This is a genomic window from uncultured Bacteroides sp., from assembly GCF_910586915.1.
Lineage (GTDB): Bacteria > Bacteroidota > Bacteroidia > Bacteroidales > Bacteroidaceae > Bacteroides.
This window is the reverse complement of sequence record NZ_CAJULN010000003.1, coordinates 141,420-166,455: the sequence shown is the minus strand read 5'-3', so window position 1 is coordinate 166,455 and position 25,036 is coordinate 141,420. Positions and strand designations below refer to the sequence as shown.

General features: G+C 49.1%; 20 protein-coding genes and 1 pseudogene. 3 read left to right on the top strand and 18 right to left on the bottom strand.

All coding sequences use genetic code 11. The features are described from left to right. Nucleotides 1–46: 46 nt before the first annotated feature. The 7 genes from QZ331_RS02440 to polA all read right to left on the bottom strand — a co-directional run bounded on the left by QZ331_RS02440 (nt 47) and on the right by polA (nt 10,477). Nucleotides 47–526 (bottom strand): VTT domain-containing protein, encoded by a 480-nt coding sequence (locus QZ331_RS02440; protein ID WP_294627744.1) that lies wholly within the window; start codon nt 524–526, stop codon nt 47–49. Continuing rightward, nucleotides 523–1,515 carry a hypothetical protein gene (locus tag QZ331_RS02435; RefSeq protein WP_294627742.1) on the bottom strand — a complete coding sequence of 331 codons (993 nt, stop codon included), beginning with the start codon at nt 1,513–1,515 and terminating at the stop codon, nt 523–525. The genes QZ331_RS02440 and QZ331_RS02435 overlap by 4 nt, the downstream gene beginning before the upstream one ends. Before the next feature lie 75 nt (nt 1,516–1,590). Beyond that, entirely contained in the window at nt 1,591–2,865 is a 1,275-nt protein-coding gene (gene purD / locus QZ331_RS02430; RefSeq protein WP_294627739.1) for a phosphoribosylamine--glycine ligase, read from the bottom strand. Between the two features lie 24 nt (nt 2,866–2,889). Then, nucleotides 2,890–5,031: a DPP IV N-terminal domain-containing protein gene (locus QZ331_RS02425; protein WP_294627737.1), complete on the bottom strand. Its 2,142-nt coding sequence runs from the start codon at nt 5,029–5,031 to the stop codon at nt 2,890–2,892. Nucleotides 5,032–5,137: 106 nt separating this feature from the next. Next, the gene (locus tag QZ331_RS02420) at nt 5,138–6,460 is read right to left on the bottom strand and encodes a THUMP domain-containing protein (RefSeq protein WP_294627735.1); all 1,323 of its coding nucleotides are present in this window, start codon (nt 6,458–6,460) and stop codon (nt 5,138–5,140) included. A 16-nt stretch (nt 6,461–6,476) separates the two neighbouring features. Continuing rightward, nucleotides 6,477–7,382 carry a serine acetyltransferase gene (locus QZ331_RS02415; RefSeq protein ID WP_294627733.1) on the bottom strand — a complete coding sequence of 302 codons (906 nt, stop codon included), beginning with the start codon at nt 7,380–7,382 and terminating at the stop codon, nt 6,477–6,479. 245 nt (nt 7,383–7,627) lie between these two features. After that, nucleotides 7,628–10,477: a DNA polymerase I gene (polA, locus tag QZ331_RS02410; protein ID WP_294627732.1), complete on the bottom strand. Its 2,850-nt coding sequence runs from the start codon at nt 10,475–10,477 to the stop codon at nt 7,628–7,630. An 88-nt stretch (nt 10,478–10,565) separates the two neighbouring features. On the opposite strand from polA, the gene QZ331_RS02405 reads away from it, so the two are divergent. Beyond that, nucleotides 10,566–11,540, top strand: a complete 975-nt coding sequence (locus QZ331_RS02405) for a polyprenyl synthetase family protein (RefSeq protein ID WP_294627731.1) — start codon at nt 10,566–10,568, stop codon at nt 11,538–11,540. Nucleotides 11,541–11,844: 304 nt separating this feature from the next. Here the strand turns inward: QZ331_RS02405 and deoC are convergent, their stop codons facing one another. The 9 genes and pseudogenes from deoC to QZ331_RS02360 all read right to left on the bottom strand — a co-directional run bounded on the left by deoC (nt 11,845) and on the right by QZ331_RS02360 (nt 21,208). Beyond that, nucleotides 11,845–12,747 carry a deoxyribose-phosphate aldolase gene (gene deoC, locus QZ331_RS02400; protein ID WP_294627729.1) on the bottom strand — a complete coding sequence of 301 codons (903 nt, stop codon included), beginning with the start codon at nt 12,745–12,747 and terminating at the stop codon, nt 11,845–11,847. Beyond that, on the bottom strand, nt 12,737–13,072 hold the full coding sequence (locus QZ331_RS02395) for a nucleotide pyrophosphohydrolase (protein WP_294627727.1): 336 nt from the start codon (nt 13,070–13,072) through the stop codon (nt 12,737–12,739). Before QZ331_RS02395 ends, deoC begins: the two co-directional genes overlap by 11 nt. Before the next feature lie 21 nt (nt 13,073–13,093). Beyond that, on the bottom strand, nt 13,094–13,546 hold the full coding sequence (gene dtd, locus QZ331_RS02390; protein ID WP_294627725.1) for a D-aminoacyl-tRNA deacylase: 453 nt from the start codon (nt 13,544–13,546) through the stop codon (nt 13,094–13,096). 81 nt (nt 13,547–13,627) lie between these two features. Beyond that, complete coding sequence (gene uvrC / locus QZ331_RS02385) at nt 13,628–15,490, bottom strand: excinuclease ABC subunit UvrC (protein ID WP_294627723.1); 1,863 nt, start codon at nt 15,488–15,490, stop codon at nt 13,628–13,630. Nucleotides 15,491–15,564: 74 nt separating this feature from the next. Next, the gene (locus QZ331_RS02380; protein ID WP_294627721.1) at nt 15,565–16,095 is read right to left on the bottom strand and encodes an adenine phosphoribosyltransferase; all 531 of its coding nucleotides are present in this window, start codon (nt 16,093–16,095) and stop codon (nt 15,565–15,567) included. Between the two features lie 51 nt (nt 16,096–16,146). After that, a complete protein-coding gene (gene mnmG / locus QZ331_RS02375) occupies nt 16,147–18,033 on the bottom strand; it encodes a tRNA uridine-5-carboxymethylaminomethyl(34) synthesis enzyme MnmG (RefSeq protein WP_294627719.1) in 1,887 nt (628 codons plus the stop codon). A gap of 689 nt (nt 18,034–18,722) precedes the next feature. After that, nucleotides 18,723–19,519: pseudogene (locus QZ331_RS02370) on the bottom strand (IS3 family transposase). 91 nt (nt 19,520–19,610) lie between these two features. Continuing rightward, nucleotides 19,611–20,063: a transposase gene (locus QZ331_RS02365; RefSeq protein WP_294627715.1), complete on the bottom strand. Its 453-nt coding sequence runs from the start codon at nt 20,061–20,063 to the stop codon at nt 19,611–19,613. 95 nt (nt 20,064–20,158) lie between these two features. Then, a complete protein-coding gene (locus tag QZ331_RS02360; protein ID WP_294627713.1) occupies nt 20,159–21,208 on the bottom strand; it encodes a BF3164 family lipoprotein in 1,050 nt (349 codons plus the stop codon). Nucleotides 21,209–21,767: 559 nt separating this feature from the next. Between QZ331_RS02360 and QZ331_RS02355 the strand changes: the two genes are divergently transcribed. Continuing rightward, the gene (locus QZ331_RS02355; RefSeq protein WP_294627711.1) at nt 21,768–22,145 is read left to right on the top strand and encodes a DUF4372 domain-containing protein; all 378 of its coding nucleotides are present in this window, start codon (nt 21,768–21,770) and stop codon (nt 22,143–22,145) included. On the opposite strand, the gene ybeY is transcribed toward QZ331_RS02355, so the two are convergent. Next, entirely contained in the window at nt 22,128–22,544 is a 417-nt protein-coding gene (ybeY, locus tag QZ331_RS02350) for an rRNA maturation RNase YbeY (protein WP_294627709.1), read from the bottom strand. The genes QZ331_RS02355 and ybeY overlap by 18 nt on opposite strands. A 20-nt stretch (nt 22,545–22,564) precedes the next feature. Beyond that, on the bottom strand, nt 22,565–23,797 hold the full coding sequence (locus QZ331_RS02345; RefSeq protein ID WP_294627707.1) for a nucleoside recognition domain-containing protein: 1,233 nt from the start codon (nt 23,795–23,797) through the stop codon (nt 22,565–22,567). A gap of 175 nt (nt 23,798–23,972) precedes the next feature. Here QZ331_RS02345 and ruvB point away from each other — a divergent pair, with 175 nt between their 5' ends. Then, complete coding sequence (gene ruvB, locus QZ331_RS02340; RefSeq protein ID WP_294627705.1) at nt 23,973–25,007, top strand: Holliday junction branch migration DNA helicase RuvB; 1,035 nt, start codon at nt 23,973–23,975, stop codon at nt 25,005–25,007. Nucleotides 25,008–25,036: the final 29 nt, after the last annotated feature.

Sequence of the window (25,036 nt, the reverse complement as noted above, 5' to 3'; positions counted from 1 at the left end):
AATACCTATGTTGCCGGTGGTTGACGATGGCTGCTTGCAGACCCGTCTATCCGGCTATTGCCCGCCAGGCGGTTTCAAAAACGTAGAGCAGCAGCACATAGCGCAGCAGTTTGCCTGTCAGCATGGCGCCGGCTGTGAGCCATATGTTGCTGCGCAGGAAGCCCAGCGAAATGCCTATCAGACTCCCGATGGCGGGCAGGAAGGCGAAAAACGCCATCATGGCCCCTTTGCCTTGCAGGAAGCTCACCATCCGGTCTACTTTTTCTTTCTTTACCTTGAGGTACTTTTCAATCCAGTATATCTTGCCCAGCCGCCCCATGTAGTAACAGGTCATTCCGCCTGCCGTGTTGCCTAAGGTGGCGGATACGAGGCAGGCAACGGGCGGCAGTCCGAGCTGTACCAGCGCCACTAACACCACTTCGGAACTGAAAGGAACCACACTCCCCGCCAGCAGGGCTGCGACAAACATTCCCGGAAGCCCCCACTCAATGAGGAGTTGTACGATTGAATCAGTAAAAGCGTTCATATATTAAATGCGAATAAGAGGATAAGCCCGACCAGCGAGACAATGAAGAACACATTGGAACTTCTGCTGTTGGTCAGTACGAAAAAGTGCCCGATAAGGATGCTGCAACTTATCATGAGCAACGGTAGCCAATCGCTGCAATGGTTTGGCTGGACGGCTATCAGCACAAAGAGCAAGACACTCAGGTCTATCAGAAATTGCAGATAGGCCCGTGTGCGTATCTTGTCTTCAAAGCTGGCGGCGATGCAATGGACCGTGCTCACGGTGAACAGCACGAACAGATAGCCGAGTACCGCCAGTTCCCAAGCCTGAAGGCTGCTCAGGTCGAAGGCTGCGCCGAAAGTAGCCAGTTCGACGAAAGGACGGTAAAACAGTTCCATCTCATCGTAGAAGAAGGCGTGTCCGAACAGCATCCAGTAGGGGAGTGCCCAACCTACCAACGCACCGCAGAAACTACGCGGCGTAAGTGCCTGAAACCGGTAGGCGCCGAGCAGCCAAAGCACCGAAAGAACAGTGAGCTGGGGGAAAACAATGCTTCCCGCCCCGATGAAGAGGAACGAATAGAACAGGCAATCTGCCGCCTGCTGTTGCTGGTAGCTCCTAAACAGGAAGTAGATGGAAATGAGGAAAGCCAGTGAGGCGACGTCTCCTGCATACAGCAGGTGCATCTCCGGACAGGCCGCCACCAACAGGAAGTAAATTGCCGTCTGCATGGAAGCCCTCATGCGGATGATACCGAACTGGTTGTTCAGCTCTATCAGAAAATAGCCCACAACGGCGTAGACGAGAAAGCTGATGATGCGTTCCGCCCAACCGGGAAGCAGTTCGCGGGCGGCTTGCCACAGCGAAGAGGCGCTTCCGGTAGTGGTGGCTGTAAGGTCGGGAAATAAAAAATAGGCCGCCACCCAGCAGAGGGTGCAGATAAGCGTCACGACAGGCAGGGTGAGCCGTCCCGTTGTTACTTGATTCTGTAATTTTTTATTTCTCATGAAGTTACGAATGTATTCAAGGCGGTGCGTCTTGCCTGTGGTGAGTATTGACACACCGCCCGGTGATGTTGCTTCTTACAAGTCGAACCCGATGTCGCGGCGGAAGTACTTCTTTTCGAAATCTATCATATCCGCCACTTTGTAGCTCTGTGCGAGTGCCTCCTCTTTCGTTGCGCCGTAGGAGCACACCGCAATGACACGTCCGCCGTTGGTCACTATCTCGCCCTCTTTCAGAGCCGTTCCGGCGTGGAAGATGATGCTCTCCGTTGCGGCAGCCTGTTCCAGTCCTTTGATGGGGAATCCTTTCTCGTAGGTTTCGGGATAACCGCCGCTGACGAGGATGACGCAACCTGCCGAACGCGGGTCTGTCGTAAGCGTCTTCTCGTTCAGATTGCCTGCGGCTGTGGCTTCGAGCAGTTCGACAAGGTCGCTCTGTATGCGGAGCATCACGCTCTCTGTCTCGGGGTCGCCCATGCGGACGTTGTATTCGATGACCATCGGCTCGCCTTTCACCTTGATAAGTCCGAGGAAGATGAATCCCTTGTACGTGATGTTTTCCTCTTTCAGTCCGTTGATGGTCGGTTCGATGATGCGTGTGCGCACCTTTTCCATGAATACATCATCGGCAAACGGCACGGGAGTCACACTGCCCATACCGCCCGTGTTGAGTCCTTTGTCGCCTTCGCCGATACGTTTGTAATCTTTGGCTACGGGAAGTACTTTGTAGTTCTCGCCGTCTGTAAGGACGAATACGGAACATTCGATGCCGCTCAGGAACTCCTCAATGACAACGGTGGCGGAAGCCGAACCGAACATACCGCCCAGCATTTCTTTCAGCTCTTTCTTGGCCTCTTCCAGTGTGGGAAGGATAAGTACACCCTTTCCGGCACAAAGACCGTCGGCTTTCAGCACGTAGGGGGCTTCCAGGGTTTCGAGGAAGGCGAGGCCTTCGTCGAGGTTCTCGGCAGTGATGCTCTTGTAGCGGGCTGTCGGGATGTTGTGACGCATCATAAAGCCTTTGGCGAACTCCTTGCTTCCTTCGAGTTGCGCTCCCTTTGCCGAAGGGCCGATTACGGCAATGTGTGCCAGCTCGGGACGCTCCTGGAAGTAGTCGTAGATACCTCCCACTAACGGGTCTTCGGGGCCTACTACTACCATCTCCACGTTTTCTTTCAAGGCAAAAGCGCTGATGGCTTCAAAATCGGTCGCTTTGATGTTGACATTCTCGCCTACGGCTGCTGTTCCGGCGTTTCCCGGAGCAATGTATAGTTTTTCAACTTTCGGACTTTGGGCAATTTTCCATGCAAGTGCGTGTTCGCGGCCGCCCGAGCCAAGTAATAATATCTTCATTGTAGTGCTCTGTAATAGGTTATGTTATAGGTTTTGTAGGAAGTAACGGGTGATTTTCTCGTGCAGGTGTACACGGTCGCGGCCTAATACGTTGTGCTTGTGGCACGGGTATATGAACAGGTCGGGGTAGGTGCGTGCGTCTACACAGGCTTTCATGAACGACAGGGCGTGTTGCGGCACGCAGGTGTCGTCGTGGTCGTCGTGAATCATGAGCAGGTGTCCTTTCAGTTGCCCGGCGAGGTTTTTCAGGTTGCATTCCTTGTAGCCCTCGGGGTTCGTCTGCGGAGTGTCCATGTAGCGTTCACCGTACATTACTTCGTAGTATCCCCAGTCGATAACCGGACCTCCGGCAACGCCCACCTTGAATATTTCCGGATAGCGGAGCAGCAGGGCAGTGGTCATGTGTCCGCCGAAACTCCAGCCGTGCACGCCGATGCGTTCGCCGTCTACGTAGGGGAGCGATTTCAAGAATTCGACGCCTTTCACCTGGTCTTTGCCCTCTTCGATGCCGAGACGGCGGAAGGTGGCGTTTTCAAATTCCAGTCCTCGGTTGCTGCTGCCACGGTTGTCGATGGTGAACATGAGATAGCCTTTGTTTGCCATATAAGTGTCCCATCCGCGTGCGCCGTTCTGCCATCCGCCGGTGACGCATTGTGCGTGAGGACCGCCGTAAACGTAGACAATGACCGGATATTTCTTGGCAGGGTCGAAGTCGGCCGGTTTCATCAGGCGGTAGTGCAGGTCGGTGGTTCCGTCGGCTGCTTTGATGGTGCCGGTTTCGATGCTCGGCATCTGATAGCCTTCGTAGGGGCTCTTGGCAGTGAGCAGGTTGACTGTCTCTTTGAAGTTCTTGGTGTCTACGAGGTTGATGATGCGCGGCTGGTCTGTGGTCGAATAGCGGTCGATGAGATACGTGCCGGATGCGTTGAGTACGCCGCTATGCTCGCTTTCGCGGCAGTTGTCGAAGGGTTGGCTCATCTTGCCGTTGGTGGTGTTTACGGCAAAGTGTCCGCTCTTCAAGCCTTCGATGGCGGTGAAGATGATGTCTTTACGTTTGGCGTTGAAGCCTAAGATTTCTTTTACGAGCCAGTTGCCTTTGGTCAACTGTTTCAGCAGTTTGCCTTCGGTGTTGTACAGATAAAGATGGTTATATCCGTCGCGTTGGCTTTGGTAGATAAATTTGTTGGCGTCCCACGGCAGGAATACGATGGGGTTTTGCGGTTCTACGTATTTCGGGTGAGTCTCTTCGAAGAGAGTTTGCATCAGTTCGCCCGTTTCTGCGTTGTATTGGCAGAGTTTGGCGTGGTTCTGGTCGCGGTTCAGTTCGATGAGGTAGAGGCTTTTCTCGTCCGGTGCCCAACTGATGTTGGTGAAGTAGCGGTCGGTGGGGTCGCCTGTGTTCAGATAGAGGGTTTTGTCCGTAGCGGGGTTGTAGATGCCCACTTGCACCTGGTGGCTGGTCATTCCTGCCATCGGGTAGCGGATGTTGTTGACTTCTCCCACGCGTGCGGTGATATCTACGAGCGGGTATTGCGTCACCATGCTTTCGTCCATGCGGTAGAAGGCGAGGAGGTTGCCTTCCGGACTCCAGAAAGTACCTTTGTTGATGCCAAACTCGTTGCGGTGAACAGTCTGTCCGCAGACGATGCCTTCGGGCTCGTCGGTGATGCGTCGTCCGTTAACATAGAGGTTGTTTTTGACGGTGTAGGCGAGGTTTTTGTTGATGGCGTAGTCGTAGTTGGCAGCCGGTTCTTTGGGAAGGTCGTCTCTGCCGGTCACTTCGCCGCTTTTCCAGTTATAGACGGTGTAGCGGACGTTGCGCGGCAGCAGTACTTCCGTTTTGTCATCCCAAAGGAACTGGAGGTCGTAGAGGTGCGACAGCTTGGGATATCCTGCCTCTGTCAGTACTTTGTTCACTTGTTCGCGGGTGAAGAGCACTGTCTCTTTTCCCGTTTTGGGCTGAATCGCATAGAGAGTGTCCACGCCCGGTTTGATACATTCATCACCCCACCATTGCAGTCCGTAGCGGTTTTCTGCATACAGGTAGTTGTCGCCGCCCGGAATCAGTTCTTCCAGTGTCGGCTTTTTGATTTCTTGTGCCATAACGTTGAATCCGATTGGTAATGCCATTAGCAGCAGTATGGCTTTTCTTCCAATTTTACTCATTGCTTTTTTCTTTATCAGTTGTTTTAAATCCTTCTATTTTACTCTGTCCGACGGAGTGGGTAGCACTCCGTTTGGCGTCAATGTGTAATTAACTATTGATGCTTGTTTACTCCGCTTCCTGCTTCGGAATTCTCGGTTCCCGGTTTCCTTTAAATTCTCTCGGTGCTCTTGAATCCCTTCCTCCGCGGAAGTCGCCCCGCGGTTTTCTGTCTTTAAAGTCGCCCCCTTCCCTACGCGGCTTGAAGTCTCCTTCTCTGCGAGGTCTGAAATCTCCTTCCTGGCTCTTGAACTCCTTGTACTTTCCATCGAAAATCTCGTATTTGCGGAACTCGCACTCCAACGGGCCGTTGAACAAAGGAATTTTCTGGCTTGCTTTCAGTCCGATTTGGTCGAAACACTCCTCGCGGTAAGAAAGCACCCACGCTTCGTTGTCTACAAACGCGTGTTTCAGACGTTCGCCAATCATTTGGTACAGCCCCAACAAATCGCTTGTAGAGATACGTTCGCCATACGGGGGATTGGTGATGATGATGGATTTCTCTTTCGGCTGCTCGAACTGCTGGAACGGTTGCAGCTTCAGCACTACGTCTTTCGATACGCCGGCGGCTTTTACGTTGTGTATGGCAATTTCGTTGGCTTTCGGGTTGTTGTCGTATCCGTAAATCTTATGCTCGAACTCACGTTCCTGACTGTCGTCGTTGTAAATCTCGTCGAACATATCTGCATCGAAGTCTACCCACTTCTCGAAGGCGAACCCTTTGCGGAACACGCCCGGAGCGATGTTCTTTGCAATCAGTGCAGCTTCGATGGGGATGGTTCCCGAGCCGCACATGGGGTCAATCAGGTCGCACTCTCCACGCCATCCTGTCATCAGAATCATGCCGGCTGCCAGCACTTCGTTGAGCGGTGCTTCCACTGCTTCCTGGCGGTAGCCGCGACGGTGCAGCGATTCTCCCGAAGAGTCCAGCGAGAGTGTGCAGGTGGTTTGCGCGATGTGGATGTTCAGTAATACATCCGGGTTGCTGAGGCGCACGGACGGGCGTTTGCCGGTCTTTTCGCGGAAGTAGTCTACAATCGCATCTTTCACTTTGTACGAAACGAATTTCGAATGGCGGAACTCATCGCTGAACACCACTGCGTCGATGGCGAATGTCTTGTTCACATCGAGGTAGTCTTCCCATCGGATGGATTGTATCTGGTTGTAAACCTCGTCGGCGTTTTTGGCCGTGAAGTGTTTGATAGGTTTCAGAATGCGGATGGCGGTGCGCAGGCAGAAATTCGCCTTGTACATCATGCGTTTGTCTCCGGTGAATGAAACCATGCGGCGTCCTATTTGAATGTCGTTGGCTCCTAATGTTGTAAGTTCTTCTGCAAGAATCTCTTCCAGTCCCTGGAAGGTCTTGGCAATCATCTCGAATTGTTCGTTCATATATAGTTATTTTGTTTTATTTTCTCGCTTTGGTCTGTACGATTTTCGCTCCTGCGGCGACGTTTTCGGTCACCCATATGTTGCCGCCCACGATTGCGTCGTGTCCGATGGTGATTCGGCCCAGGATGGTGGCGTTTGAATAGACAATCACGTTGTCTTCCAGGATGGGGTGGCGGGGGATACCCTTGATGGGTTTTCCGTCGGCGTCCAGCGGGAAACTCTTGGCGCCTAAGGTGACGCCTTGATAGAGTTTGACGTTGTTGCCGATGATGCTTGTTGCGCCGATAACGACACCCGTGCCGTGGTCGATGGTGAAATGGCTGCCGATTTTCGCTGCCGGATGGATGTCGATACCCGTTTCGCTGTGCGCCATCTCGGTGATGATGCGGGGAATCAGGGGTACGCCCAACTCCAGCAGTTGGTGGGCAATGCGGTAGTTGCTGATGGCCTTGATGGCGGGGTAGCAGAAGATGACTTCGCCGTAGCTTTCGGCGGCGGGGTCGCCGTTGTAGGCGGCTTCGACGTCGGTAGCCAATATCTTTCGCAGGGCGGGCAGCGCGCTGATAAACCGGGCGGCAAGTCGTGCGGCTTCTTCCCGTTTGGAGTCGGAGCAGACGCTGCATTCCTCTTCGGTGCGGAGGCCGAAGCACAATCCGGCGAGGATTTGCTCGGAGAGCAAGCCGAACAGTTTTTCGATATTCACGCCGATATGATAATTGACAGTGCGGCTGTTGACGGTGGAGTTGCCGTAATATCCGGGGAAGAGAATGGAGCGCGCAAGTTCGATTATTTCATATAGGACCTTAGCAGAGGGCAGTGGTTCGCCATCTTTGTGCTGGTGGAACAGTCCTTTGTATGATTCGCTTTCCGATAGCTCATCGACTGCCTGTGTCAGAATGTGGGTGAAATTCAGTGGACTCATTCGGTCGTCAGTTGCTCTTTCTTGTTTTACGGAACAAAGGTACGTAAAAAAATAATAAACCCTGTTGAGTTTCAGTAGAAATGAGCGGCAGACAGGTCATTTTTTTACTCTTTGCAGCGCATATATCTGCTGCGTGCAGGACATATAGATGCTGCACGCAGCAGATATAGATGCAAGAGACAGGATATATATGTCCTGTACGCAGTCGGTATGGATGCTTGCCGGAGGGTGTCCCGGCCGTGTTTTCAGTGTGCCTCGAGCCAGTTTTTCCCCCAGCCGCAATCGGCTTTCAGGGGGACGTGCATACGGTAGGCTTTTTCCATTTCTTCGATGACGATGGCTTCGACACGTTCTTTCTCGCCGATGGGGACGCTGAAGTTCAGTTCGTCGTGCACTTGCAGAATCATCTTCGCTTGCAGGCCTTCGGTGCGGAACCGCTGGTATATGCGTGCCATAGCTACCTTAATGATGTCGGCCGCGCTGCCCTGGATGGGGGCGTTGATGGCGTTGCGCTCGGCGTATCCGCGTACGACGGCGTTGCGCGAGTTGATGTCGGGCAAGAAGCGCTTGCGGTGGAAGATGGTCTCTACATATCCCTTTTCCTGGGCTACTTGGATGCTTTTGTCCATATACGCCTTCACGCCCGGATAGGTCTCGAAGTATCCGTCGATAAGCTCTTTGGCTTCCTTCCGCTCCACGTTCATCCGTTCGGCAAGTCCGAAGACGGAGATGCCGTATATGATGCCGAAGTTGGCAGTCTTGGCTTTGCGGCGCTTATCGGAATCTACATCGCCGAGGTCGAGCTTGTAGATTTTGGCGGCAGTGGCGGCGTGGATGTCGTGGTTGCTGAGGAAGGCGTCTATCATGTTCTTGTCTTCGCTGAGGTGTGCCATGATGCGGAGTTCAATCTGCGAGTAGTCGGCCGAGAAGAACAGGCAGCCTTCGTCGGGAATAAAGGCTTTGCGTATCTCTTTTCCGTTTTCGTCGCGGATGGGGATGTTCTGCAAATTCGGGTTGCTCGAACTGAGGCGTCCTGTGGCGGTGACCGTCTGGTTGAAAGAGGTGTGCACCCGACCCGTGCGCGGATTGATGAGTTGGGGCAGGGCGTCGATGTACGTTCCCAACAGTTTCTTCAAGCTGCGGTGTTCCAGAATCTTCGCTACTACCGGATGCTTGTGGCGGAGACTTTCGAGTACTTCTTCCGAAGTAACGTACTGTCCCGTCTTGGTCTTTTTCGCCTTCTCTACAATCTTCAGTCTGTCGAACAGCACTTCGCCCACCTGCTTGGGCGAAGCGATGTTGAACGTGGTGCCTGCCAGTTCGTAAATTTCCTTCTCGATGCACTCCATCTGCGCGGTGAAGTGGGCGGACGACTGCTTCAAGGCTTCCGTATCGAGCAGCACGCCGTTCCGCTCGATGTTGACCAGTACCGGGACGAGGGGCATCTCGATGTCATAGAACAGCCGTTCGGCGTCGTTCTCTTTCAGTTCTCTTTCGAGCACGTTTTTCAACTTCAACGTCACGTCGGCGTCTTCGCAGGCGTAGCGGTATATCTCCGCCGGGGCGAGGTCGCGCATATTCTTCTGATTCTTTCCTTTTGGCCCAATCAGTTCGTCGATGTGAATGGTCTGGTAGTGGAGGTAAATCTCGGCGAGATAATCCATCCCGTGGCGAAGTTCGGGCTGGAGAACGTAGTGGGCAATCATGGTATCGAATAGGGGACCTTTCACTTCCGCGCCGTAGTTCTGAAGGACAATCATGTCGTACTTGATGTTTTGCCCCACCTTCAGCGAAGTTTCGTTTTCGAGAACCGGACGGAACTCATCGACTATTTTCAGCGCCTCCTCCCGTTCGGCAGGGACGGGGACATAGAAGGCTTCGTTTTCGGCGATGGAAAAGCTCATTCCTACCAATTCGGCGTCCATCGGCTCGGTTCCCGTGGTCTCCGTGTCTAACGCGAGAATTTCGGATGTAAGCAACTTTTGAAGAATTTCCTTTCTTTTTTCTTCTGTATCAATAAGTTGGTAGTTGAAGTTGAGCGATTCTAACGTCTGTAGATTTGATTTTTTTTCATCGTCCGGCTCGTTGCCCGTGAAATTTGCAAATAAATTGCCTTGCACGGCTTCCCCTTCTTCGGGAAAAAGCGGGAGAGGGGCGGGGGCGCCTTTTGCCGGTGCGGGTTTGCCGCCGGTGGCTGCCGTCGCTCCGTTGCCGGCCGGCTCTTTTTTGAGCACGCGGTCGATGAGGGTTCTGAACTCCAGCTCTTCAAAAATGCTGCGGAGCGAATGCTCGTCGGCTTCTTCGCGGACGAGGGTGTCCATATCGAGCCGGATGGGGACATCCACCTTGATGGTGGCTAAAAATTTCGAGAACGTAATCAGTTCGCGGTTCGTTTCTACTTTCGTTTTGAGCGCCCCTTTCAGTTGGTCGGTGTGCTCTAACAGGTTCTCGATGCTGCCGAATTCGGCTATCAGTTTTTGCGCGGTCTTTTCTCCCACGCCGGGGCAGCCGGGGATGTTGTCTGAAGAGTCGCCCATCAGTCCGAGCATATCAATCACTTGCGCAGGCGACTGGATGTCGAACTTCGCCTTCACCTCTTCGACGCCCATGACTTCAAATCCTCCCGTGTGCTTGGGGCGATACATGAATACGTTGTCACTCACCAACTGCCCGTAGTCCTTGTCGGGCGTCATCATATAGGTCGTGATGCCCTGCCTGCCGGCTTCGGTGGCGAGGGTTCCTATCACGTCGTCGGCTTCGTAGCCCGCCACTTCGAGGATGGGAATCCGGTAGGCGCGTATAATCTCCTTTATAATAGGTACGGAAAGACGGATGGCTTCGGGTGTCTCTTCGCGCTGCGCTTTGTATTGTTCGTAGACTTCGTGGCGGAAGGTGGGGCCCGACGGGTCGAAAGCCACTCCTATATGTGTGGGATTCTCTTTTTTCAGCACCTCTTCGAGCGTGTTGACAAAGCCTAACACGGCCGAAGTGTTGAACCCTTTCGAATTGATTCTCGGGCTTTTGATAAAGGCATAATACGCCCGGTATATCAGTGCATAGGCGTCTAAGAGAAATAATTTATTAGCTGAATCCATAGATTTAATTAATTTTTCATGGTAAAAGTACAAAAAAATACGGTATTAAACGTTTTATTATTACTTTTGTACTCAAATTGTGTTTTAAATGGACAGTATTTTACTCATCACAACTCCGATTGAAGCGGATTTGGCGAACTTTAAGAAACTTTTTGATAGTTCGCTCTCCAGTTCGAATACATTGCTCGACAGCGTCATATCCCATATACGGCAAAAGAATGGCAAGATGATGCGTCCGGTCCTCGTCTTGTTGGTAGCGCGCCTTTACGGTGTAGTCTGCGCTTCCACGCTTCACGCGGCAGTCTCTTTGGAACTGCTTCATACGGCCAGTCTGATACACGATGATGTGGTGGACGAAAGTACCAAGCGTCGCGGGCAGCTTTCGGTGAATGCCATCTTCAATAACAAGGTGGCTGTCCTGACGGGTGATTATATGCTGGCCACGAGTCTGGTTCATGCCGAACAGACGCACAATCACTCCATCATCCGCCTGGTGGCTTCGTTGGGGCAGGAACTTGCCGACGGTGAATTGCTCCAGCTTTCCAATGTAAGTAACCATGACTTCTCCGAATCTGTCTATTTCGATGTAATCCGTAAGAAAACCGCTGCTCTTTTTGCCGCCTGCACCAAAGCTGCCGCTTATTCCGTCGGGGTGGGAGAGGAGCACGCCGAGTTTGCCCGCTTGCTGGGCGAATATATCGGAATCTGTTTCCAGATTAAAGACGATATCTTCGATTATTTTGATAGCAAGGAAATCGGCAAGCCCACCGGCAACGATATGCTTGAAGGCAAACTGACACTGCCCACTTTGTACGTGCTCAACAAAACGGGAGATAAGGATGCGCAAGCGATTGCCATTAAAGTAAAAGAGGGCACGGCTACGCTCGATGAAATAAGCCGCCTGGTTGGGTTTGTCAAAGATAACGGCGGTATCGAGTATGCGGTGGCGACGATGAACGCGTATAAGCAGAAAGCCTTCGACTTGTTGGCCGCTTTGCCCGATTCGGATATCTGCACGGCGCTCCGTGCTTATTTGGATTATGTGGTAAACCGTGCGAAATAGCCCTCCTTCAGCTAAAAGAATTGTCCGCTCTTTCCCCGCTCAGTATGAGGGGGTTGCAGCGCATATATCTCCTGTTTCCACCGCATATATCTCCTGATCCCAGCATCTATATGTCCAATGTTCAGCATCTATATCTCCTGCACGCAGCATATATATGAGCTGTAACTGCCTGAATATGAAGCTGCAATTGCTTCGTATGGCAGGTGGGGAAGCGGACGGGGGAGTCCTCAAAAAAAATACCGCGTCGGCTTCCGTAAAGAGCCGGCGCGGCAAGGCATATTTGATTGCTTTTGTAGCCTTTCTGTCAGAAGAACTTGATTTCTTCGCCTTCGATATCCGAAAGCAGCAGATTGGCAAGGCGGCTTGTTCCCAAACGGAACAGTTGGTTGTTGAGCCACTCTTCGCCCAGCACCTCTTTGACGATGGTGTAATAAACGAGTGCGTCGTTTACCGTGTTGATTCCGCCTGCGGGCTTGAAACCGACTTTGTTTCCTGTCTTCTGGTGATATTCTCTGATGGCTTCGCACATCACATAAGCGGCTTCTGGAGTGGCGGCGGGCTGCTGCTTGCCTGTGGAGGTCTTGATGAAGTCCGCACCCGAGTACATGGAGAGGATAGAGGCTTTTTTGATGTTGGAAGCGCTCTTTAAAGCTCCTGTTTCGAGGATGACTTTGAGGTGGCGCTCCTTGCACACTTCCTTCAGCTCTTCAATCTCTTCGCACATTCCTTCGTAGTCGCCGCTCAGGAATTTGCCTACGGAGATGACGATGTCTATCTCGTCTGCCCCGTCTGCAATGGCCAATGCGGTCTCTGCCACTTTCACTTCGATAAAGGTCTGCGAAGAGGGGAATCCGCCCGATACGCAGGCGATGTTGACGCCGTCCACTTCGAGCGTGTTTTTCACGATGGCGGCAAAATTGGGATAAACGCAGATGGCGGCAACGTTCTTCAAATCGGGGTATTCGTCGTCGAACTTGTTGACCTTCTCCGTGAAATGCATCACGCTTTCGTCGCTGTCGGTGCTGTTCAGCGTAGTCAGGTCGATGCAGTTGAACAGGAATTTCTTCACTTCTTCCGTATTGTTTTCCGGTACTTTTTTCTCGATTAGTTCGGCTACACGAGCCTGGATGTCGGCATCGCTCAGATGGGTGTTGTACTTGGCCAGTGTGGCGTCGTACTTGTTGAGTTGTGAGTTATTATTTTCCATGTTCTTTCAGTTTTGGATTATTGATATGTCTTTGATTATCTCGTTTCGTCTTCTTTTCGATGCTTTTCTGCAAGGCGGAGGTGAGGTCTACGCCCGTTTGGTTGGCGAGGCAGAGAAGCACCCAAAGGACGTCTGCCATCTCTTCGTCAAGGTTCTCTTTCTCGCCTTCCTTGAAGGATTGGTCGCCATATTTGCGCGCCATTACGCGTGCCAGTTCGCCTACTTCTTCCGTTAGAACCGCCATATTTGTCAATTCGCTGAAGTAGCGTACGCCGTAGGTCTTAATCCATTGGTCTACTTGTTTCTGGGCTTCTTCCAAAGTCATAATCGTTGGTGGAGTTGGTGGTTATTCTTTGTTTTTGGTGTCCATGCATATCGTGACAGGGCCGTCGTTCAAAAGTTCGACCTTCATGTCTGCTCCGAAGCGGCCTGTGCCTATTTCCTTTCCCAATGCATCGCTCAAGTCCTTGCAGAACCGTTCGTAGAGCGGAACGGAAATGTCGGGCTTGGCAGCCTTGATGTAGGAGGGGCGGTTGCCTTTTTTCGTGGAGGCGTGCAGGGTGAACTGGCTGATGACCAACAGGTCGCCTCCGTCTTCCAGAATGGATTTGTTCATTACTCCGTTTTCATCGTCAAAAATGCGCAGGTTGACTATCTTTTTGCAGAGCCAGTCAATGTCTTCCTGCCCGTCGGCTTCCTCTATGCCAACCAGTATCAGCATCCCTTTTCCGATGGACGATTTGCAGTTTCCTTCAATCGTTACCGATGCGCGGCTTACCCGTTGTATAACTATTCGCATGATGGTTTGTCTATTTCGTCATTACAGAGAGCAAAATTACGAAATTCGGAAGAGAAAAACGATGCGTCGGGGGGGGAAATATTACGAAGTAGCCATTTCTTGCCTGTTTCCGGTTTCTTCGTTGTTCAATTCCGCCTTTACGGCTTTCGCTTTCGCTTCTCCTACGACGGTGCTAATCTCTTCCAGCGAAGCCTCCTTTATCCGCTTCACGCTCTTGAACTCTTTCAGGAGGGCGGTTTTCGTCTTTTCTCCAATTCCCTTGATGTTGTCTAACGCAGAGGCTACCTGCCGTTTGCTGCGCTTGTCGCGGTGGAAACTGATGGCAAAACGGTGTACTTCGTCTTGAATCTGCGTCAGCAGGCGGAACAGCGGGCTGTGCTGCTTGATGCCGATGGTCTGTGGCGGAAATCCGAAAAGCAATTCCGAGGTGCGGTGGCGGTTGTCTTTTGCCAGTCCGGCAATGGGAATGTGCAGGTTCAGTTCCTCTTCGACAACTTCTCTCACTACTTCCATCTGTCCCTTTCCACCGTCGGTAATAATCAAATCGGGCAGGGGGGCGTTCTCTTCGATGGCGCGTTGGTAACGTCTTCTTACCACCTCCTTCATCGAGGCGTAATCATCCGGACCTACAACGGTCTTTATATTGTATTTTCTGTAGTCTTTCTTCGATGGCTTCGCCTTTTTGAATACGACGCAAGCCGCCACCGCGTCGGCACCCTGTATGTTCGAGTTGTCGAAACACTCAATCTGCAAAGGCGGTCTCTCCAAATGCAACTCCTGCTGAATCTCTTTCATCAGGCGCATACTTCTCTGTTCGGGGTTCAGCTTTTCCGCCTGCTTCAAACGGTCGGCCTTGTATTGCTTCACGTTTAAGATGGAAAGCTCTAACAATTTCTTTTTGTCTCCCCGTTGGGGTACGGTGAAAACGACATTATTCAATTCCAAATCGAGTTCAAAAGGAACGATAATCTCTTTCGACTGGCTTTTGTAACGTTCGCGCATCTCGATAATGCCTAATGTCAGAAGCTCCTCTTTCGATTCGTTCAGCTTCTTTTTGTATTCGAAAGTGAATGCTTGGTTGACGGCTCCGTTTGTAATGTGCAGGTAATTGATGAAAGCGGAGTTTGATTCGTCTTCTTCGATAGCAAACACATCAATATTGTGCAGCACCGAACTTACCACTTCTGACTTCGAACGGTAATTCTCTATCAACAGGTATTTCTCTTTTATCTTCTGCGCTTCTTCAAATTTCATCTCACTTGCCAATACCTGCATCTTCTCCAACAACATCCGGCTGATGTCTTGCGTGTTCCCTTTCAGAATTTCTTTGATTTCATCGATGTTTTTGAGGTATTCTTCCTGCGATTGAAGTCCGATGCACGGCCCTGCACAATTCTTGATGTGATACTCCAGACATACATTGAACTTGCCCGCCCGTATGTTCTCTGGCGTCAGATTCAGATGGCAGGTGCGTAAAGGATACAGGTGCTTTATCAAATCCAATACTGCATTCATCGACGGGATATGGCTGTACGGCCCGTAGTAGGAAGAGCCGTTCCTGATAATCTTCCTTGTTCTGAAAATGCGGGGAAAATACTCATTCTGTACGCAGATGGAAGGGTAGGTCTTGTCGTCTTTCAATAATACATTGTAGCGCGGCTTATACTTCTTTATCAGATTATTCTCCAACAGCAACGCGTCTTCCTCCGTGTTGACTACGATGTAGCGGATATCGGCAATCTTGCTCACCAGTACCCGTGTCTTGCCCGGCTCGTGCTCCTTGCTGAAATAAGAGTAGACCCTTTTCTTCAGGTTTTTCGCCTTTCCAACGTATATAATCGTTCCTTCGGCGTTGAGATATTGGTAGATGCCGGGCTTGTCGGGAAGGTTAGCTACAATCCCTTTCAAGTATTCGCTGGTTTTCTTCTCCGTTTCTGCGTTCATAATCGTTAGGCTGAGAGATGGGTAAAATAAAAAGGGCGTAGTCTGACTACGCCCTGCAAATATAATCAAATCCTTTATAAAGACAATATGGATTCTACTTCTACATCGTCTCCGAATACCGATTTTCCGTTCAGTTCTTTCAGCTCAATGATGAAGTTGACGTACACCTTCTTCGGCTTCAGTTTCTTCACTAAGTCGCAGGCGGCTTTCATTGTGCCGCCAGTTGCCAACAGGTCATCGTGTAGAAGAATAACATCATTCTCATCCAATGCGTCTTTGTGGATTTGAACGGTGTCTTTACCGTACTCCTTGTCGTAGCTCTCTTCCAATGTCTCTGCCGGGAGCTTGCCGGGTTTGCGGATGGGAACGAATCCGGCGTTGAGACGAGTGGCAAGGATAGGCCCCATGATGAAACCTCTGGATTCTATTCCTACTACTTTCGTGATGCCTTTGTCCTTGTACTTCTCGTACATCATGTTGGATAGCTCCTGCAAGCACCACGGGTCTTTGAATAGCGTAGTGACGTCATAGAACAGAATGCCCGGGATTGGGAAGTCAGGTATCTCTCGAATACTTTTGATTAGCGTTTGTTTGCTCATAATCATTGAATTATATCGTTTCTTTAAATGTTTTGTTTCACGTGAAACGTTGGCCGGCTATCGTCTCGAAAGCACCAATAGTACGTTGATGTCGCTTGGCGATACGCCGGGGATACGGCTTGCCTGGGCTATTGTTTCCGGGTCTATCTTTATCAGCTTCTGGCGGGCTTCCGTAGATAACGATTGGATGGAGGCGTAGTCAAATTTACCTTTTATCTTTATGCTTTCAAGTCTTGCCAATTTCTCTGCTATCATCCGTTCTCTGTCGATATATCCTTGATACTTGATTAAGATTTCGGCAGCTTCGATTATCTCTTCCTTGCGGTCTTGATTGGTGCTTGTCGCTTTCTCTATTGCCCGTTGAAAGGCGGGAACATATTCCGAGATATTCTCAATCGTCACTTGCGGGCGGTTCAGGATTTCTATCAGTTTGCAGCCTTGACGTAGGGGAGTTGTTCCTATCTTTTCGAGTGCTTCATTGATTAAAGCCGGTTTCATCGAATAGCTGTGTGCGAATGATACGATGTGCTCTACCGCTTCTTTTTTGCTTTTCATTAGCTGGTAACGGTCTTCTTTTGCCAATCCGAGGTTATAAGCCCGTTCGGTAAGGCGCATATCGGCGTCGTCCATGCGGAGCAGGATGCGATATTCGGCACGTGAGGTAAACATACGGTAAGGTTCGTCAACGCCTTTCGTAACCAAATCGTCGATTAACACGCCGATGTATGCTTCATCGCGTGCTAACGTGAAGGCTTCTCCGCCGTGGCAGTTGATGTGGGCGTTGATTCCCGCTATCAACCCTTGTCCGCCTGCTTCTTCATATCCGGTAGTGCCGTTTACTTGTCCGGCGAAGAACAAGTTGCCGATGATTTTCGATTCCAACGTATGTTTCAGTTGTGTCGGATCGAAGTAATCGTACTCTATCGCATACCCCGGACGGTAAATAACCATGTCTTTGAAAGCCGGGATTTTCTTTAAGGCTGCGATTTGGATATCCATCGGAAGTGAGGAAGAGAAGCCGTTGAGATATAACTCTTGTGTGGTTTCGCCTTCCGGTTCGAGAAACAGTTGATGTTGGGTCTTATCGGGGAAAGTGACAATCTTCGTCTCGATGCTGGGACAGTAGCGCGGGCCGATGCTTTGAATTTGCCCGTTGAATAGGGGAGAATCCGGTAATCCGTCGCGCAGAATCCGGTGTACCTCTTCGTTGGTATAGCACGTCCAGCATTGGAGTTGTTTCAAGGGGCGGGCGCCGGTATTCATGAAAGAGAACTTGTGGAAGTCGCACTCTCCGTCCTGTGTCTCCATCAGGTCGAAATGTACGCTGCGTGCGTCGATACGTACGGGAGTTCCGGTTTTCATCCGTCCGTAGGTGATGCCGTGGCGGGCGATGGATTCGGTCAGTTGGTAGGAAGCGGGTTCTGCCATTCTTCCGCCCGGCAGGCGGTGGCGTCCGATGTGCATCAGTCCGTTGAGGAAAGTTCCTGCGGTGATTACGATGCATTTTGCCTTAAAGGTGACGCCCCATGCGGTGACGAGTCCGGTCACTTCGCCGTTTTCGACGAGAAGTTCGCATACGGTATCTTGCCAGATGTGGAGATTGGGTGTATTCTCTAACCGTTCCCGCCATGACCAGATAAACTTGGCGCGGTCGCATTGGGCGCGGGGGCTCCACATGGCGGGGCCTTTCGAGCGGTTCAGTATGCGGAATTGGATGGCAGTTTCGTCTGTCACCAGTCCCATCTGTCCGCCCAGTGCATCTATCTCACGTACTATTTGTCCTTTGGCAATACCGCCGACGGCAGGGTTGCAACTCATCTGTCCAATCTTGTTCATGTCCATAGTGATGAGACAGGTCTTGGAGCCTAAATTGGCAGCAGCGGCGGCTGCTTCGCAACCGGCGTGTCCGGCACCAATTACAATTACGTCGTACTTAAAATCCATTCGTATCTTATTTATTATCAAACGCTGCAAAGTTACAGAAAAGTTGTGAGAAATATATCTTCCTCCTCCTTTTGCTTCCGAAAAATCGGGCGGGAGTGCGGCTTCGTTGTAAAAAACGCAAGGATTTCGGGTTAGGGAAATACAGATTGTTTGTAGGAGATGGGTTGTTTCGCTCTTATTTATCCCTATGTCCTTTCAAAATGTCTGTATTCTGTTTTCGTATGCTGCTTTGTGCTTACTTTTTGTTAGTTTGAAGTGCTCCGTAATGTAGGGTAAACTGGAGCGCGGAGTACTAATTTTAGCCCTTCGAATTGATATAAATCAAGAAAACAGGCGTAATTCTCATTTTTTGTGTGATAGCTCTTGTCATTTTCCGAAACAGCTATACCTTTGCAGTGTGGTTGTGAAACCACTGAAGTTTTAGATATTAGAATAAGGTGAAAAAAGGAAAAGTATTAGTTTATAAAATTGAGGTATTAGATTTTAAGATTTGTTTTTAGGTAATTAGTAGATGAAAAAGAAGAATCCCATTAGGGGGATTCTTTTAAGGGGGCGGAGTTATTCGCTCTTTTTTTGTGCCTTATTCTCTGCTCTCTTTTACTTTCCATTCTGTCAATGTTAGCAAGATATTTGTTGCTTAGAGAGAAGTGTGAGGTGAAGTGACCTCAAAAATTTAGACAGATTAAACATTATCCAGTTATAGAAAGAGTTCGGTATTGTACTGGACTCTTTCCTTTTAATCTGGACTTAATTCTTTTATTATTATATAATCTATATATTCTTCCAAAGCCTTTATGAAGTCTTCCGGAGACTCGAACTTTTCAGCGTATAGAAGTTCAGATTTCATAATTCCGAAAAAATTCTCCATCATAGAGTTGTCCAGACAGTTTCCCTTTCTCGACATACTTTGAATTATATGATACTCTTCAAGCCTTTTCCGATATCCGAAGTGTTGGTATTGCCAACCTTGATCAGAATGAAGTACGAGTCCGTCAAGGTTATCACACTTATCAAATGCTTTATCGAGCATATCATATACTTGTTCAAGATTAGGGCTGTTAGATATGTTATGGGAAATAATCTCACCATTGAACATATCAAGAATAGGCGACAGATATAGTTTCGTAGCCCCTATATTTATCTGTGTTACATCAGTCGCCCATTTACGGTTGGGCTTAGTAGCAACAAAGTCACGTCCTATTATGTTGGGGGCGAGACTGCCAACTTCTCCTTTATAAGAACGATAACGCACCTTGCGCATCTTGCATTTGATATGCATTTCTGTCATGAGGCGCTGCACGGTCTTGTGGTTGATGACATAACCACGGTTCCGCATCTCCCAAGTGATCCGTCTATAACCATAACGTCCTTTGTGCTCATGGAAAATGGATTTGATTTCTTCTTTCTCCACTGCGTATTTATCTTGTTCCTCAAGCCGTTTCAGATGATAATAGAATACGGAACGAGCCATCTTTCTTAACTCCAATAATAAGTCAAGAGGATATTCGGACCTTAGTTCGTCGATGGCTTCTGCCCATTGAGACGTGCCCGGGCTTCCTGTTCCTCGACTAAGGCCTTCACTTTTTTAGCAACGCATTCTCTGCCCTCAGACGCAAGTTTTCCGCCTGAAGCTTTTCCAATTCAGTCTGAGGTTCTTTTTTTCTTAGGTCTTGCCATAGTTTGGGAAGGTCTGCCTCTACGTTTAAATATATGAATTCCGCATATCCATGTTTACGAACCGTACGAACCCAGCCTTCAAGTGCTATACGGCTTATACGGTACTTTATCAATGCATGGGACAAAGGTAATCCTTTTTCCAATATCTCGCGTACAACTTGTTCCTTAAAATCACTTGTAGGCTTTATCTTGGGACGTTTTCTTAGGATATCAACCCCGTATCTATCATATAAACGTACCCAATCGAGAATTTTATTCTCGTGTAGGTTGTTTTCTTTTGCCAACTGTCTAATTGGACAACCGGCTTTTACCCTGCTCACTATATTGAGCTTTTTTTCAAAAGTGTATTTCATAAAGAATGCACCCCAAAAGTTTTTTGTCTAACTTTTGGGGTGCACTTCATTTTGACACACCCTCTTTTTTTATGCCCGTATGCAGGAGAAGAAACCTAAATCTGCACCGCCGTTACTTTATATTCACCTGTCACCTTGTCCAGACCCAACAGGATAACCCGATTGCCTTGTTCATCATAGGCCATCTGTTCGTACGTCTGGTCCAGTTGCAGGCATTTCACAGGGCTTCCGTTCCAATCAAACAACAACAATTTATCTCCACCATATTCCATGCCGACACGCTTGTGACCGTTATACAGACCGATGCAATATTGCTCTGAAGCCTTCAGAGAAAGAAAACCCATAATATTATCTTGCCCGAAAGCTACACTTTGGCTTTGTTTGTCAGATGTATTCCTATACTGAGGAACAGCACAAGTGTGCTCCTTCAACAAGGCCGGAGTTTCCACCTTGCGCAAATCATAAAAAAGAACAGACTCTCCGAAACTGGAACCGATAGCCAGGACTTCCTTGTCCGGTTGATAAACCATAAAGCCTTGGTATGCAAATCCATTCTCCACACCAGATGCCTTTGCACGCGCACCGGGATAATCCCCAAAAGCCTGATAAGGCACACCATGACCATCCAACAAAACAATCCTATGCTCCTTCGTAAGGCCGGTAGCGGCTATTCGGCCGGCATCCAAAGGCAAACAATTAAACGTGGAAAAAAGGAAACTGGTGTCATTCTGCAATTCTATACACGAAGACTTGGCCAAACTATCTTTCGTAATGTGATAGAAAACCACCTTTTGCTTGTCAGAATCAAATACAGAGAGTTTTCCGCCACATCCTGCCAGGTTTGAAACAAACAAGGTTTCTTCAGGCCCTTCTCCTCGGGTCAAGAAGTCTCCGGTATGTTTGCCCGATGACAAGTCGAATACTGAAATCAATGACGAATAATTCATGTTGGCAAAAAATAATTTCCCTTCCGCACATTCCATCAGATATGGATTGCGAATACTGTCGGTCTCTATGTCCAACTTGAAAATTTCAGCTTTATCTATAGAAGCAAACAACGAAAGCATATCCTGCTTACGCCCGGTGCACGCCGCTAAAAGAAAACTCAGCAACAATGCATAAAAAAACGACATATAATGTTTCATTGGTAAAATCTTTAAAAATCAAACAACTACAATAAGTAAGATAGAAGTCATAGAGAAAAATGTAAAATAAAGTAAATTATTTATCCATTCTGTAACCGGGAACTCTTACACTTCCCTCTTGAGAACACTTTATAGTATAAGGTGCTACACAATCATAGTTTCCACTTCCTTCTCCTTGTGCTAATGCTTCTATATTACCACATTATATCCGACATATGTTCTTCTTTCTGCTGAAAAACACAAATACTTACACTTACAACAACAAGTATAAATGCCAAAATTGCTAATATGTTTTTATTCATAACTATTCATTTTTAAGTTAATATTGTTCATAAACACATCTTTTTCATATGCTTCTATCTTTTGAATACAAAATTAATATTTAATTTTGTATTCACCCCTGAATTCAAATTTATATTCTTACTATTACGTTATTAGTGGTGCGATAAAAACCACATTACTGTAGTTAAACGATTAATTTTTAATCAAATATAAGCATTCATTGATTTTTTGATTTGAAAATGATTTATTAGTCCTGTAGTTTCAACATATCAGGATTATGAATCAAGGCAAGTTTGTATTTTCCCAAGTAGTCGAGTATATACCGCGTTATCAGTTTGATAAACTCGTAAAGCAATATAAAGGAGATTGGCATACCAAAAATCTCAGCAGTTACAATCACCTCCTTCATCTGTTTTTCGGACAGTTGACAGGATGTGATTCTCTGAGGGATATTTGTCTATGCCTCGAAGCCCATAACACGATGCTTTATCATCTCGGTTTTCGTAAGGCCGTGAACCATACCTCATTGCCTCGTGCAAACGAAAGTAGGGATTATCGCATTTTTGAAGGGCTGGGCCTTTATTTGATTGCCACGGTCAGACCGATGTACTCAAATATGCAACTGTCTCCTTTTTTCTCATCCCCTCATCGCTAGCGCCTTGTTCTCCGCCGCTTCCATCACCTCTCGTTCGCCCGGTCCTTTGTCGTCGATTCCGCACAGATGGAGTATCCCGTGGACGATGACACGGTGCAGTTCATCGTCATAAGACGTGCCGAACTGTTCGGCGTTGGTACGTATCGTGTCGAGGCTGATAAACAGGTCGCCTGCTAGGCGGTCGCCCTCGCAGTAGTCGAATGTGATGATATCTGTGTAATAGTCGTGTTGCAGATATTGGCGGTTCACTTCGAGAATCTTCTCGTCGGAACAAAAGATATAAGCGATTTCACCAACTCTTTTCCCGTAGGAGGCGGCTACGGCTTTTATCCATTCCGTAGTCTCACGTTTCTTTATTTCGGGCATTTTGACCCCTTCCGTTTGATAAGTTACAGCCATAATTGAATGTTTATGAGTTTTTAGAAGAAAAATAAATAACTGATGAAGATGGCGGCTATGATACCTGAGAAATCAGCTATCAGACCGCAGGTGATGGCGTTGCGGGTTTTACTGATACCTACACTGCCGAAATAGACGGCAAGGATATAGAACGTGGTGTCCGAAGCGCCGCGCACCACGCAGCTCATGCGTCCTACAAAGGAGTCGGGTCCAAGTTCTTTCATCGTGTCAATCATCAACCCGTTGGCACCGCTTCCGCTCAACGATTTCATCAGAGCGGTGGGGAGTGCCCCGACGAAGTTCGTGTCGACGCCGTACAGTCCGACTACATAACCGATACCGCTTACCACATAATCCATCGCCCCCGAGGTGCGGAACACTGCGATGCCGACAAGAAAAGCAACCAGGTAAGGAATGATGCGTACGGCGGTGGCAAACCCCTCTTTGGCCCCCTCAACAAAGGAGTCGTAGACATTGATTCTTTTCCTCACGCCTGTCAGAATGAACAGCACAATCACTCCGAACAGAATGATATTGGCAGCCAATGTGGAATAAGTTCCCATTTCCTCACGCGAGACGTGGGTAAAGAGGTAAATTAGTCCGGAGAAGAAGAGACAGACGACACCTGCCAATATCAGAATCGGTTTGTTAATCAGATTTATCTTCTGCGCGATACTGACAGCAATGACACCCACCAACGTAGAGAGGAACGTGCTGAGCAGAATCGGGATAAACACATCGGTCGGCTGTGCAGCCCCCATTTGCGCGCGATATACCATGATGCTGATGGGGATAAGCACGAGTCCCGAGGTGTTGATGACTAAGAACATAATCATCGGGTTGGAAGCCGTGTCCTTCTTCGGATTTAACTCCTGTAGCTCTTTCATCGCCTTCAGTCCCATCGGGGTGGCGGCGTTGTCGAGCCCAAGCATATTGGCGGACATATTCATGAAGATGGAGCCTAATACGGGATGTCCTTTGGGTATGTCGGGAAACAGGCGGCAGAGCACCGGACTCAGAAAACGTGCCAGTGCGTTAATCAGCCCGCTGTTTTCGCCGATTTTCATGACGCCCAGCCAAAGAGCCAATACTCCGGTAAGCCCTAAGGAGATTTCGAAAGCCGTTTTGGAGGAGTCGAATGTCGAGTTCATGATGGCGGTGAATATCTCCGTGTCACCCGCGAAAACCACTTTTGCGAGGGCGATGACAAAGGCAACGATGAAGAATCCTATCCAGATGTAATTTAAAACCATAGTTGACAGCGTGTGTTATATACGATACGTCGTGCAAAAGTAATTATTACGTTTCAAATAAACTAATAACGGGCGAAAAGGTTACCTCTCGGGGCGTGCGTGGAGTTTTATTCGTTTTTCTTGTACTGAAAATGAATGTAAATCTCTATCTTTGCCTCCTACTTTGAAGATATAAATGGAACAGGAAGATTTTAACATACGCGAACATCAGCTTACCTCAAGGGAACGGGATTTCGAGAATGCGCTCCGCCCGTTGAGTTTTGAGGATTTTAGCGGACAGGACAAAGTGGTGGAAAACCTTCGCATTTTTGTGAAGGCGGCACGCTTGCGTGGCGAGGCGCTTGACCACGTTCTGCTTCACGGCCCTCCGGGCTTGGGAAAGACAACACTTTCAAACATCATCGCCAACGAGTTGGGCGTCGGTTTTAAGGTCACCTCCGGTCCGGTGCTTGACAAACCGGGTGATTTGGCAGGGGTGCTCACCGGCCTTGAGCCAAACGATGTACTCTTTATCGACGAAATCCACCGTCTGTCGCCCGTGGTGGAAGAGTATCTTTACTCTGCGATGGAGGACTACCGCATCGACATCATGATTGACAAGGGTCCTTCGGCACGTAGCATACAGATTGATTTGAATCCTTTCACGCTGGTGGGGGCAACCACGCGTAGCGGTCTGCTTACGGCTCCGCTTCGTGCGCGTTTCGGTATCAACCTGCATCTCGAATATTACGACGACGACATCCTGAGCAGCATCATTCGCCGTTCTTCTTCCATTCTGGATGTGCCCTGTTCGGTACGTGCGGCGTCGGAGATAGCTTCGCGCAGCCGTGGGACGCCGCGTATAGCCAACGCCTTGCTGCGTCGCGTGCGCGATTTTGCCCAGGTGAAGGGCTCGGGTTCGATTGATACGGAAATTGCCCGGTTTGCATTGGAAGCGTTGAATATCGACAAATATGGCTTGGACGAGATAGACAACAAGATACTCTGCACCATCATAGACAAGTTCAAAGGCGGTCCCGTGGGCATCAGCACCATTGCTACGGCATTGGGAGAAGATGCGGGAACGATTGAGGAAGTTTACGAACCTTTCTTGATAAAGGAAGGATTCATGAAACGCACCCCTCGCGGGCGTGAGGTGACGGAACTCGCTTATAAACATCTCGGACGAAGCCTTTACAGCAGTCAGCAGACATTATTTGACGCTCCCTGAGCCGGTTGTATCCATTAAAGTATTAAAGC